Annotated in this window: 10 protein-coding genes; 7 read left to right on the top strand and 3 right to left on the bottom strand. The window is 49.0% G+C overall.

All coding sequences use genetic code 11. The annotated features are described in order from the left end of the window. The first annotated feature begins 222 nt into the window (after positions 1 to 222). The 6 genes from AC0YOB_RS21430 (at position 223) to sigK (ending at position 6500) form a co-directional block, all read left to right on the top strand. Entirely contained in the window at positions 223 to 1578 is a 1356-nt protein-coding gene (locus tag AC0YOB_RS21430) for an ABC transporter substrate-binding protein (protein WP_475794499.1), read from the top strand. A gap of 124 nt (positions 1579 to 1702) precedes the next feature. Continuing rightward, complete coding sequence (locus AC0YOB_RS21425; RefSeq protein ID WP_379114006.1) at positions 1703 to 2596, top strand: carbohydrate ABC transporter permease; 894 nt, start codon at positions 1703 to 1705, stop codon at positions 2594 to 2596. Position 2597: 1 nt separating this feature from the next. Continuing rightward, complete coding sequence (locus AC0YOB_RS21420; RefSeq protein WP_475794498.1) at positions 2598 to 3428, top strand: carbohydrate ABC transporter permease; 831 nt, start codon at positions 2598 to 2600, stop codon at positions 3426 to 3428. Between the two features lie 539 nt (positions 3429 to 3967). Next, entirely contained in the window at positions 3968 to 4348 is a 381-nt protein-coding gene (locus tag AC0YOB_RS21415) for a MerR family transcriptional regulator (protein WP_475794497.1), read from the top strand. A gap of 30 nt (positions 4349 to 4378) precedes the next feature. Then, the gene (locus AC0YOB_RS21410) at positions 4379 to 5380 is read left to right on the top strand and encodes an oxidoreductase (protein WP_475794496.1); all 1002 of its coding nucleotides are present in this window, start codon (positions 4379 to 4381) and stop codon (positions 5378 to 5380) included. 418 nt (positions 5381 to 5798) lie between these two features. Beyond that, complete coding sequence (sigK, locus tag AC0YOB_RS21405; protein WP_475794495.1) at positions 5799 to 6500, top strand: RNA polymerase sporulation sigma factor SigK; 702 nt, start codon at positions 5799 to 5801, stop codon at positions 6498 to 6500. Between the two features lie 1051 nt (positions 6501 to 7551). Here sigK and AC0YOB_RS21400 read toward each other — a convergent pair. Both AC0YOB_RS21400 and AC0YOB_RS21395 read right to left on the bottom strand, forming a co-directional pair. Continuing rightward, positions 7552 to 8127 carry an AraC family transcriptional regulator gene (locus AC0YOB_RS21400; RefSeq protein ID WP_475794494.1) on the bottom strand — a complete coding sequence of 192 codons (576 nt, stop codon included), beginning with the start codon at positions 8125 to 8127 and terminating at the stop codon, positions 7552 to 7554. 3 nt (positions 8128 to 8130) lie between these two features. Next, entirely contained in the window at positions 8131 to 8427 is a 297-nt protein-coding gene (locus AC0YOB_RS21395) for an AraC family ligand binding domain-containing protein (protein WP_475794493.1), read from the bottom strand. Between the two features lie 173 nt (positions 8428 to 8600). Between AC0YOB_RS21395 and AC0YOB_RS21390 the strand changes: the two genes are divergently transcribed. Next, on the top strand, positions 8601 to 10355 hold the full coding sequence (locus AC0YOB_RS21390; RefSeq protein ID WP_475794492.1) for a beta-L-arabinofuranosidase domain-containing protein: 1755 nt from the start codon (positions 8601 to 8603) through the stop codon (positions 10353 to 10355). Between the two features lie 299 nt (positions 10356 to 10654). On the opposite strand, the gene AC0YOB_RS21385 is transcribed toward AC0YOB_RS21390, so the two are convergent. Continuing rightward, entirely contained in the window at positions 10655 to 12997 is a 2343-nt protein-coding gene (locus AC0YOB_RS21385; RefSeq protein ID WP_475794491.1) for a helix-turn-helix domain-containing protein, read from the bottom strand. Between the last annotated feature and the right edge of the window lie 161 nt (positions 12998 to 13158).

Raw genomic sequence — 13158 nt, 5'->3', positions numbered from 1 at the left:
ATTTGCTGCGGCCCCCTCGTCTGAGGGGGTTTTTGGCATGTTCGCTTCAGTCTGCCAATGAATGTTCCAAAAAAACCTGCATATCGCTCTCGAAAAACCGCATTTAAGCGCATTGGCGTGTGTGGTACTTTTAAGAGGCAACAAGGATGTCCTTGCCGACAGTGCGCATCGGCAAACCGCATGATTCCTTGCATATGTGATAAAAGGGAGGCTTTTAAAGAAATGAGAAAAAAATTCACCTGCACGCTTCTGGCCGTTGTGGCCAGCTGTTCGCTGATCCTGAGCGCTTGCGGAAGCAGCGGGAACAATGGCGGCACTTCCGGCAATGAGGCGTCAAACGCGAATCAGCCCGCTGCGGGAAATGAGCAGGCCGATAAGAAAGTGACGATGAATTTCGTATACGCCGGAGGCGACCCTGCTACGAAACAGGCGATTTCCGATGCGGTGGACGCATTTACAAAAACGCATCCAAACATCACCATCAATCAGGAGCCCTCCGGCTCTGGCCCTTATGCCGACTTTCTGAAGACCAAGGACGCCGTCGGCGAATTTCCGGATTTTCTGGAGATGCGCGATACGCAAATCTATGCGGACGCCGGCAAGCTGGCTGAGCTGCCAAGCGACCTGGTGGAGCTGATTGATAATGCCCCGAAGGTGAATGACAAATATTACGTGCTTCCATTCACCAGCGTAGCTCCGAACGGCATTATCTACAGCAAAGCCTTGTTCGAGAAGGCTGGCATTACAGCAGAGCCGAAGACGTATGATGAATTCCTGGCCGACACTCAGAAAATCAAGGATCTGGGCGTATCGCCAATCGTCATCGGCGGCAAGGATGTCTGGCATATGGGATTCTGGGTCAATAAATACCTGATGGATCAAGTGTTTATCCAGAACCCGGACTGGAACGCTCAGCGTTCTGCGGGCAAGGTGTCCTTCACGGACGCCAATGTTGTCAGCGCCATGAAGGATTTCACGGAGCTGTTCGATAAAGGCTTTGTGGATAAAGGCTGGCTCAGCACCGCCGACAACCAGACGGCTTCTCTGCTCACATCCGGTAAAGCGGCCATGCTGTACTCCGGACCCTGGATGTTCCCTACCATTGCGGAAGCGGATCCGAGCTTCGAATTCGACTTCTTCCCGCTGCCTGACCGCGAAGGGAACCTCGTCGTGAACGGCTTGTTGTCGCCGCAAGGCTTGTCGCTGTCGGCGGAAGCGGCGAAGGACCCGGATAAAGCGGCTGCTTTCTCGGAATTTGTAAAATTCTTCTTCTCGCCTGAGCAATACGGCAATTACCTGAAAAGCGCCAACGCCATTCCGTCCACAAAAGAAAAAGTAACCTACGAGGCCTCTCCGCAGCTGCAAAAGGTCATCGACCTTATGGCTGACCCCAATGTCAAGAAATCGGCGACGATTAACGGCTTCTGGGGAGAGAACCAAATCCCGCCGCAGTTCCGAGACTGGTTCTACAAGCTCGCGCAGCAGTGGGTATCGACCGGCAAGCCGTCCGTGGAGGACGCGATGAAAATGGCGGACGAAGAGTGGGATAAAGAAGTAAAAGCGAAAAATCAAACCTAAAAAAAGAACCGGATTCATTAAGGCCCCTTCTTTATTTGGAAGAGGAGGGGCTTGATTCAGGGGAGAATAGTGCGATGGGAAAACAGACTGCAAACAAAAGCGATTACCGAGGGGGCAACCAGCCGTGAAGAGCAATAGGAAAGCCCGCTTCGACCTTCATTATTACCTGTTTCTGCTGCCGGCCTTCCTGCTGTTCACCGGATTTATCGTCGCACCGGCCATCAGCAGCATCTATTACAGCTTTACGAATTTTGACGGCGTCAATCCGGCAACGATGAATTTTATCGGCGCTGCGAATTATAAGGAAATGATCGATAGCGACAGGGTTCATAATGCATTTAAAAATACGATAATTCTGACTGTAAGCCTGATGATTCTGGAGAATATCGTCGCGCTTGTCCTGGCCGTTCTGGTCGATCAGGTGCGGTGGTTCAAAAATTTCTTTCGCAGCGTATTTTATTTGCCTGTGCTGATCAGCGGGATCGTGATGGGCTTTATTTGGACCATCCTTTATAATTTCAACTTCGGTGCTATCAACCAGATTCTGACGAAGCTCGGGCTAGAATCATGGGCAATCGATTGGCTCGGCGATCAGCGCTACACGATGATTTCGATTATTGTCGCCACCGTATGGAAGGGTGCCGGTTATTATATGATCATTTATCTGGCCGCTCTGCAGGGCGTGCCGCAGGATTTGGGAGAAGCGTCGCGTATTGACGGAGCAAACAGATGGCAGCAGTTCCGCCATGTCACCTTTCCGCTGCTCGCGGGTGCCGTAACCGTCTGCATGACGCTTGCGCTCATTAACGGTCTCAAAGTATTTGACCAAATCGCGGTCATGACGGACGGAGGACCCGGCTTTACATCGGAAACGATGACTTACATTATATACAAGGTCGCATTCGCCGAAGGACGGCAGGGATTTGGAACGGCGCTCGCCATTGGTTTGTTTGCGCTGATTCTGATCACCACCGCCATCCAAACCTTCATTCTGCGCAAACGGGAGGTGCAGCTCTAAGTTGGCAAACCGCAAACGTGCAGGGGAAGTCCTGCAAACGCTCATTCTTGTTGTCCTGTCGGTGATCTTCCTGTTTCCGCTCTATTTCAGCTTTATCTCCGCCTTCAAAACGAACGGGCAAATTCTGAACGATTCCATGAAGCTGCCGACCAGTCTCTATCTGGACAACTTCCGTTTCTTATTCCAGGAAACGAAATTCGTACAGGCGATCTTCAATACCACATACCTGACCATCACCTCGATCATCGGTATGATTCTCGTGATCCCGATGGCAGCTTACGCACTGGAGCGCAAGGAATCCAGGCTGAGCAGTCTGCTATATTTATATTTCCTTATGGGCCTCATGATCCCGTTCCAGATCTACATGGTGCCGCTGTTCCGGGAAATGAACTGGCTGGGGCTTTACGGTTACTTGTCAAGCCCGATCATCATCTATGTCGCGGGTTCCATCAGCTTCGGCATTCTGCTTTATACGAGTTTTCTGAAAGGGGTGCCCAGGGAAATCGAGGAAGCGGCGCAAATCGACGGAGCAAGCCGGATGGGGATTTTCTGGCGCATCGTTTTCCCGCTGCTCGCGCCCTGTACAGCCACATTGATCGTACTCAACGGCATTGGCATATGGAATGATTTCCTGCTTCCGCTGCTAATACTTCCGGGTAACGGCGCCAAGACGATCAATGTGGAGATTTTCTCCTTCGTCGACCAGTTCGCATCGCGCTGGGATATCGTGTTCGCCGGAACGGTCTGCGCGATTTTACCGCTCATCGTCGTTTTTGTCTTCCTGCAGCAGTATTTTGTGAAGGGGATCTCGTCGGGGGCGACAAAAGGGTAAAGGATAAAAGGCAAAAGGGAAAAGGGAATATTCATAAGCCATCTCCGCCAACCGGCCAATGAAGCGGGAGTACGGAATCTGACAGCAGATTCCGCGCTCCTGTTTTTTTATCCTTTCAGAATGAAGGAAGCAGCAATTCTGTCTGAAACGGTCAATTTTGCGGCGTGCAGTCTAGCAATTATAAGTTCTCTTATGCCCAAAGAAGGCGCATACAGCGGATGCCATTGGGCTTGCCGGACGCTGAAGGTATTGGCGGCGAAGCATATTGTGGAGGGTGCAGCAGAGAATGCGTTCCATCATTCCGATGTCACATCTCGACTTGGGATACCAGGCTGCAACCACTGGTTTGGCGAAGGGGCTGGATGAATAATCCAGAACCTTGCGGGGAAACTAACCGGCAGGTCTGTCCTATTCCTGATGCTGGAACGGTTCAGGCATATGGTTGAATTATCCACTTGACTTGGAGTGAACTCCAGATTGTATCATGAAGGAGTTATGCCTTTTATCAGATCACGAACAGCAGAAAGGAGGATTGGAAAGTGGAGGAAACCTTCGCCATTGCAGAGTTTTCTAAGAGGACGGGATTGAGCCAGGACACAATCCGGTATTACGAGAAAATCGGGCTGCTGCCAGCACCCAAGCGAAGGGCAAACGGACAAAGAGAATATGTCAAAATCGACTTGGACCGCGTACTTTTCATAACTCATCTCAAAAGAACAGACATGTCGCTGAAGAAGATTCTGGAGTATGTGACACGGTCAAAAGAAAAAGATTATGAGGAATGCTACAGCATTCTTGATGCACATAAGCAGCATATTGAATCTCAGCTCGCGGACATGCAGACTACGTTGGATATTTTGAAATATAAGCTGGATAACTTTCAGGCGTTAAAGACAGGCAAGCGAACTGAAGATATATAAATAATAACGGCTCTATAAGGGAGATTAACGATGCAGACTCATAATAATGAAATAACCAAACAAGCCCCCATTAATTCCGGATTCGGCCCAAGGACGACTGCCCGCGAGGCTCTGGGCGGACAGAATCTGAGCGGAAAAATTGCAATTGTGACCGGCGGATATTCAGGTCTTGGACTTGAAACAACGCGTGTTCTTGCCGAAGCGGGAGCAACTGTTATTGTGCCGGCACGCACACTGGACAAGGCTGAAGCATCCGTAGCGGGCATTCCAGGGGTGGAGATCGGGATATTGGATCTGATGAATCCGGCCTCTATCGACGCTTTCGCCCAGCGTTTTCTTGAATCGGGCCGCCCACTGCACATCCTTGTTCATTCCGCCGGTATTATGGCGACTCCGTTAGCGCGTGACGGACGCGGCTATGAATCCCAATTTGCGACGAATCACCTGGGCCATTTTCAGCTTGCGGCGCGCCTCTGGCCAGCCTTGAAACAAGCGGAAGGCGCAAGGGTCGTGTCTGTCTCCTCGAGGGGGCATCAATTCGCCGAAGTTGATTTCAACGATCCGAATTACGAGCATCGGGAATATGATAAATGGATGGCCTATGGTCAATCCAAGACGGCTAACGCATTATTTGCTGTTGAACTGGATAAAAAGGGCAAGGCTTATGGCGTCCGTGCCTTCTCCGTCCATCCGGGAAGCATCCTGACTGATCTGGCTCGCCATCTAACCGATGATGAACTGCGCGCCATGGGCGCGATTGATGAGCAGGGCGAGCGGGGCTTCAAGGAAACCAACGATGAATTAAAGACCATTCCGGAAGGGGCGGCCACCATCGTCTGGTGTGCTGCCAACAAGCAATTGGACAACAAGGGCGGCGTTTATTGCGAGAATGTCGAGATCGCCGAGGCTATCCCGGCAGACGGCAGTCTCTTCGGGAAGCCGGGTGTATACCCTTGGGCTATGAATTCGGAATCGGCCGAGAAATTGTGGGATTTGAGCGAGGATCTGACCGGGGTGAAATTCTCCATTTAAATATAGCTGCTGCTTGAGAGAAAGGCTGCCGGAAATAGTTCCGGCAGCCTTTTTTTGCATGCCGGCAGAGCTGCTTATGTGGCTGGCAGCAGCTTATTTCGGTGCATAAGGTCAAATCGTGTCAGTGACTGCCGTCTGAGAGTTTCGCCATCCAATCATTTGACTTGGTGGAAGTGAAAAACAGATATGAAGCCTGAAGTGCTGGCAATTGAAATGGCTGCGGTGCCAAAAACGAGCCGGGCTGATTGAAATGCGGCATGATTTTTTTGAATGATTTAACAGAATTTAGTCCTTGAAACCCCGTACAGGCACGGATGGGCCGCCGCCTACATACACTGTAGAACAGACTTCAGTGTTCACCGGATGTGGGGGACGACAGTCCGCAGCCGGCAATTCAACCTTGGGGGTGGCCCGCTCAATGCCTGGTTTGTTTGCTGCTATCGCACTGTTCATTAAACAATTAACGCTGCTCGTTTCCTATGTGAAAAACAACGCTTTTCCGCAACCGCTTCAAGAAGAAGAGGAGATCAAGCATCTGCGGCTTTTTGCAGAGGGCAATCAGCATTCCCGAAACCTGCTCATTGAGCATAACCTGCGGCTGGTGGCGCATATCGTCAAGAAATTCGACAACACCGGCGAGGATCTGGAAGATCTGATTTCCATCGGCACGATTGGTCTGATCAAAGCGATCGAGAGCTTCCAGACCGGCAAGGGCACGAAGCTTGCGACGTTCGCCGCCCGTTGTATTGAGAATGAAATACTTATGCATCTGCGTTCCCTGAAGAAGACCCGCAAGGATGTGTCCCTGCATGATCCCATCGGGACGGACAAAGAGGGCAATGAAATTACACTGATCGACATTCTTGGCACCGAAGCCGATGATGTCGCAGACCGGGTGCAGTTAAAAATTGAGAAGAGCAAGATTTATAAAAATCTCGATATCCTCGATGACCGGGAGAAGGAAGTAGTGGTTGGCCGCTTCGGACTAATCGCCGGCGGGGAAGAGCGGACGCAGCGTGAAATCGCCAAGGAGCTTGGCATCTCGCGCAGTTATGTGTCACGGATCGAGAAGCGGGCGCTGATGAAGCTGTATCATGAGTTTTATAAGGCGAAGCGATGATGGTCGTATAGCATGTGAATTTTAAAAGCCTAAAAATTGAAAGAAAAAGGATCCCTGAATGCGACTGTGATAATTTCAGTCGTATTTTTTTTTGGAAATGGAAATGCCGTTCATAGGAACATGTGTTCTTGGATGCAATATATTAAAATTAGCTAGAGTTACCTGAGAGTAGTCCCTGTCGTCGGCTGATACATCTCAACAATGTTTTACAAAATTACCCACTGTAGAGAAAGGTCCTAATTACCGAAAGCCGTGGCATTGGACAGCAGTGGCTTGAGCAGTTATGTCGAGAGTATAATGGTGAAATGTAAAGATCTTATCACTGCATTCCCTTGCCATGCGAAATGCACAGCTGACATGTAAGGGAAAAAGGCTTGACCTGTATATCAGCCCGGATCACATGTATTGAATCATTTATCGATTGATGAATGATACGACAAAAGAACTCGAACGACCTTATATATCTATTCTGTCGCCAAATGTCGTAGACGCCAAAAAATTGTCCACGAGTTTGGCTTTACGGCCGGATGAAGTTATTGTACGAATAATTGAAGAGGTGGAAGCGTTGGCGCAAGATTGGTTGGATTTAGCCAACACATAACAATGCGCAATATCTTTCACAACGGGCTTATGCTGGAACATCGTGAAATTGCCTCCGCCTCCCGCGCGGTAATTGCTCATCACTACGTCGAACGATTCGTCTTCGGCAAGCGGCAGCCGACGTGAACGTCGTGGTTCCTACATCCGGAGTTGGGGGAACTGATGACATTTTCTGTTGGCTTTTCGTATAGGTACACAAATTTCGTAATCGGATTGTACGGCTTTGCGAATTGCTTCATATATCGAATGACTCCGCGTTCGTCTCTGGCATGTATCGAGGCGCATGTTGTCATACCAGCCGATACTTATATCGTCGGTTCCCATTCCGTGAATAGACTCCCCTGTTCCTGTCGGAATCGTTTTTTCTCATTCTGCCCCGATGGGCAACGGTATTTAGTGGCACGGTCATCGGTTGTAAACAAATTTGTCGGTCCTAGCCGGTTTAATTTTATTATTCGTTATCTCTGTAAACCCTGCTCATGTATTCTGACGGCGAACAGCCCATTACCTTTCGGAACACCCTGCTGAAATAAAAGGGATTTTTAAAGCCGAGTAGCTCGCTGATTTCAGATATATTCCGGTTGGAATTTCTCATCATTCTAACCGCTTTATCCATAAAAATCTGGGAGTTAAAAAAATGGATTGTGCTCCCATTTTTCTTTTTGAATACTTCGCTCAAGTAGCTGTAATTCATATCCAGGGAATTAGAAAGCTCCTGTGAATTAAGGGCGTAGCCTTTCTTTTGTTCCAGGTATTCCATAATCCGTTGCACGGTACGGTCGGACTTGGTTAAAGGGGATTTTTGCATAGACTCTCTGAAAATATCCGAAAAAAGCTTCATCGTTTGCAAACTGAGGGTGATTGCCCGAAAAGGATCGGCAGATTGGAATATTCGAACGATGGGCTCTAATCTTTGCTCCATTTTTTTACGTTGTGAAATCTCTCCTTGTTTGGGAAGCGCAATAAATTTACGATAGTCCTCTTGCGAAATGGACAGCGATGGAGCAGGAGTCAAATAGACGTTCAATTCTTAGAATGTCTCCGTATCCGAATGGCCGTAAAAATGTATCCAGTACCATGAGGTCCCGGCAGACGTTTTCGGCTCTCCCCAATGATGCAGACCGCTCTTCAAAAAGAGGAACTGTCCTTTCTTAATTACATATTCCTTATCTTCTTCCCAAACCTGCATCTGGCCGTCGGAAACATAGAGGAAAACATTCCAGTCCAGCGTCCGATTAGGGTGAGTATATTGGTTTTTTGCGGTATGAACACCCAAATCAAGTATTCTTAGCATTTGATCGAATTGTAGCAATACGCTGCTGCTCACCGAAATTCCCCTTTTCATGCAAGTCGTTCATTCTAATTATAAATTCGCAATTCCTAAGTGTCCATTCATTAGAAAACCCAAAAATAATATAGATTATCCAAAGAGAATGAATTCAAAGCTCGGATTTGACGTTATAAAATAAAGATATATTCGTTGGAATTGAGGTGTCCGGCATGTTTGGCAATTTTAAACTCGATGAAGTAATGTTGACCGACTATACTTTTTCTCACCGAAGAAATCTCATTAAAAAGTATATCATTGATTTTGACATCGATCGGCTCATGCACACGTTTAAAATCAATGCGGGAATTCCGTCGAACGCGGAGCCACTGGGCGGTTGGGAAGACGTCGATTGCGGCTTGAGAGGACATTTTGCCGGGCATTTTCTGTCGGCGTGCGCCAAATTCGCATTTGCCGATAAGGATGAAGGGTTGAGCAACAAAGCAAACGAGATCGTCGATATGATGGAAAAATGCGTACAGCCGAACGGATATCTAAGCGCGTTCGAAGAAGAGAAGCTGGATATTCTGGAATTCGAAGAAAACCGAAACGTATGGGCGCCTTACTATACTTTGCACAAAATCATGCAGGGATTGGTCGACTGTCATCACTATCTGGGCAACCCGAAATCCCATTTACTTGCCGTAAACTTGGCTCATTGCATTCTTAACCGCTTCGAGAAGCTATCCTTCTGGAAAATCGACGGAATCCTTCGCTGCACGAAGGTGAACCCGGTGAACGAGTTCGGAGGCATTGGGGATGTCCTCTGCACTTTGTACGACCTGACGGGCGATGTCAAGCTCCTCGAGCTGGCGAACATTTTCGACAGGGATTATTGGATTGGGCATCTTGGAGCCGGCAGGGATGTACTTGAAAATCTGCATTCCAACACGCACCTGCCCATGATCATTGCCGCCATGCACCGGTATAACATAAGCGGGGAGGAGAAGTACAAGACGGCCGCCTTAAATTTTTATCGATACTTGCAAGGAAGGACCTTTGCCAACGGCAACAGCAGTTCAAAGGCCACTGCATTTATAAAAGGCGGAGTTTCTGAAAAGTCGGAACATTGGGGAGGATATGGAAAGCTGAATGATTCGTTAACCGGAGGGGAAAGCGAAAGCTGCTGCGCACATAATACGGAAAGGATTCTGGAGCGATTGTTCGAATGGTCGGGTGCGGTTGAATATCTGGATCATATGGAATCCCTGAAGTTTAACGCCATCTTAAACAGCGCGAGTGATAAAACGGGTCTTTCCCAGTACCACCAGCCGATGGGAAGCTGCGCGGTCAAGAAATTCAGCAGCCCGTACGATTCCTTCTGGTGCTGCACCGCATCCGGAGTCGAAGCGATGAGCGAGCTTCAAAAGAATATCTGGTTTAAACATGATGACACAATCCTGCTCAACGCCTTTATATCCTCGACTGTGATTTGGAAAGAAAAGAATGTCAAGATCATTCAATCGACAGGCTTCCCCGACCTGCTTACCTCATCGCTCGTGATCGAGGCCGCTGAACCTGCAGAGTTTAAACTGATGTTGAAAGAAAAAGCCGTTAAAGCTGTCAAGATCAATTCCGTCTCTATCGATCTGAAGAAGGAAGACGGCTATATCGTGGTTCAACGTGTTTTTAAGGATCAGGATAAAATCGAGATTGAAATCGATGCTCACTTGCATTTGGTACCGCTGCAAGGCTCCGAAGGTCTGTCGGCAGTTAGGTACGGTAGCGTTTTACTCGCTCAGGTTGGACGAAATCGTTCTTTGAAGGGCTTTGACGAAAGCAATCTCCATGAAAAATTCGTCAAGCTTCCGTCGAATCGATTGGAATTTGCCGTCGATGACGATCAGGGCAATCAAGCTAAATTTATCCCGTTGTATCGAGTGGAGGAAGAAGAATATACGGTCTATTTGGACCTGACGGGAAATTAGGATAGCGGCGGCTTTTCCTACGCAAAGGACGGAAGCTCGGCTTATGCAGAAGGATGATAGTGGGGATTATATGGATATCCGAAAGTATCATGTGAAGTGGCCGTCGCAAAGCGTCAATTCTAGCGAACCATGCCCTTCGTCTTCGACGACAAGAGCGTTACGTCCAGCGGTTGAACACCGACTATGTCGATATCCTGTTCCTGCACGATGTAGAATTCATGGAGCGGGATATCCTTTCCTTTACGAAGAAGCGATTCCGCTCATCAACGGCTTAAGGAACAGGGCCCCGGACATTTATCTTACGGATTTCCGCCACCTCCGGGCAAGGTCGTGCCCGGGCAGTCTTGCATCCTGGTCGACTTATATTCGGTCGGCGTAATGCCGTGAATTCTTCGGAACGCTCTGCGAAACGTATTGGCTGAATGGTATCCGACCTCCTCCGCCAGCCTTTGGATCGGCAAATCGGATTCCACGAGCAGTTCCCGAGCTTTCTCCATACGCAAAACCTCCACATGTTCGGAAAATGTGACACCCGTTTGTTCCTTGAAAAATTGGGACATGTAGGCTTCGGACATGCCTGTCTGATCGGCTGCGTACGTCAGGCTGAATTCGGGATTCATGAACGAAGTCCGGATCAGCTCGATCACTTCTCCCCTCAATCGATGATTGTGGCTTTTTTTTCGTTCCAGCACCGAATCGCAGATCGAATAATAGGCAGTACGGATATTATCGTACATCCGCGCCATCGTGTCCGCCGTGTCCGTCGCGTCGACGGATCTAATCTGATCGGCCCAGTATGATTTCGCAGCTCCCTGCTCGTCCAGCTTGACGACGCTCCCCCATAATTCGCTCAGGAACAGATTCAGCATCGGAAGAGACAGCTTCCGTGTTCTGAAGTTTTCAACAAACAGGCTTTGTAAAATCTCGTTGATGCTCGCCTTGTCCCCGATGCGGGCGCTGTTCATCAAGCGGACTTCCATATCGTCGGGGTAAAAGTACCGGTCAAAATGGACTGGCCGTTCGTTGTACCATAACACACCGGGCTTGTGCTCCTGCCACAGGGCGAGGCTCATGACACTTCTCGCATCCTCGAACGATTGAGGCACATGAGCCAGACTGCCGCAAGGTCGTCCGACAGCAATGACGGCTGGCAGCTTCAGCTTTTCCCGGATCAACTCGTTGAGCTGCTGGATCGTACGGCTCAACAGTTGCCTGCTTTCTTCCCAATCAAATCCCGGCAGTTCAATCAGTAACGCGATCAGGTCTTCGTCCAGATCGTAGAGATGCACCTTTTCGGACACCCCCTTCAGGACGGCTTGTCGCACATGTATCCGCTTTCTTTCCAGATCGTGCAGAAGCTCGACATTCATTTCGTCTGGATACCCGCGAAACTGCAGAAGAGCGACGGCAAAAAAGGGACCCTGAATCTGCAATCCGCTGTAGGCCAGCAAGGAATGCAGCTCGTTTGTCGAGCTAAAGCTGCCTTTTAATAATTTATGGAAAAAGTCGCTATATACGTACGGAAATTGCTCATCCAGCCTGACCCGCAGCTCTTCGTTGCTCAATAGCAGCCCGGACAGCGTGGTTGCGATCGTGCCGAAGGCATCACGAAATTCGTTAAGATCCTTGTGCAGCCGGTTGGGAATGAGCTTCAGCAGATCCCGAACGGCTTGGGTGTTCTTGTAGGCCAACAAACACGCGAAGGCCAGTCCGAACAGCAGGGTAATAAATAAAATGATCAACGTCATTTTTTTAATATAGTAGACGTTTTGCAGCACCACCTTGGCGGGTTGGGCAACGACAAAGGTCCAGCTATTGACGTTGGACGTAATGTAGGTAATGTATTGATCGCCGGTCGCTGCCGACGGCTCAATGATCCCCGCGGTATTGCCGGCGGGAATATATTCCGGCCGTCTGCCGGCGGAATGAGACAACTGGGAAACTACCTTTTTGTTCTGGTCGAGAATATATACCGCTTCGCCGTTGGCTGTGTTGATGGCGCTTAGGATGCGCTGGATTTCGGTATTGTCGATCATAATCATGACCGCTCCGTAGGAGAATTTCGGTGTTCCCAGAGACTGCATGTATGTGATCGCCGTATAGGGCTTGCCGTCTATGACGACATTCCGTGCAGGCAGCGTCTCCTCCTGATGCCAGATGTTCATTGCCTGCTGGTGCCAATAATCGAAGCTCTCATCGTCGAACTGCAGGTGCTGACCGTAAAATTCCTTCGCCTTGTAGATGGAATAGGGGGTCAGGGCAACGTCGCTGTTGCGGAACAAGATCGCGTAGTCGAGGATGATGCTGTTGGCGATGCGGTAGTCGACGATGCTTTGCTGAGTATTGATCATGCGGTATACGTTCTGAAAGGGCTGCGTTTCATACTGAAATGATTTAATTTTCGGATTGTTCATTGTCTGGTATACAATCATGTCGACCTCGGAAAATTTCTGGTCGATCCCACTCTTGATCTGCTCCAGCGTTGTCAGGTTCGACTTCATAATGCCGGCTTCCACGATATCTAGCGTCTTCTCGTACACAACGGTGCCGATGATGAGCGGGAACAGCAAAAAAATCAAATACGGGATTAAATAACGGATGAGTATATTTTTGTAGTAACGCATTTCGGAGAAACGGGACATGGGATCACCTGCAGAAAGGATTTTAAAGCGGTTACAAAAAACAGCCAGCCATTTGGGCGATCAGTCTAATTTATTATAGTACAACGGCCCGCCCGCAGATAGGTGCAATTGCCATTTCTAATGAATTGCACGCTGGTTTTACAAATGCTTCTCCGGATTTC

This window comes from Paenibacillus sp. JT31N17, assembly GCF_056269255.1.
The sequence above is the reverse complement of the archived record's forward strand: the minus strand, read 5'-3'. Positions and strand labels throughout refer to the sequence as shown.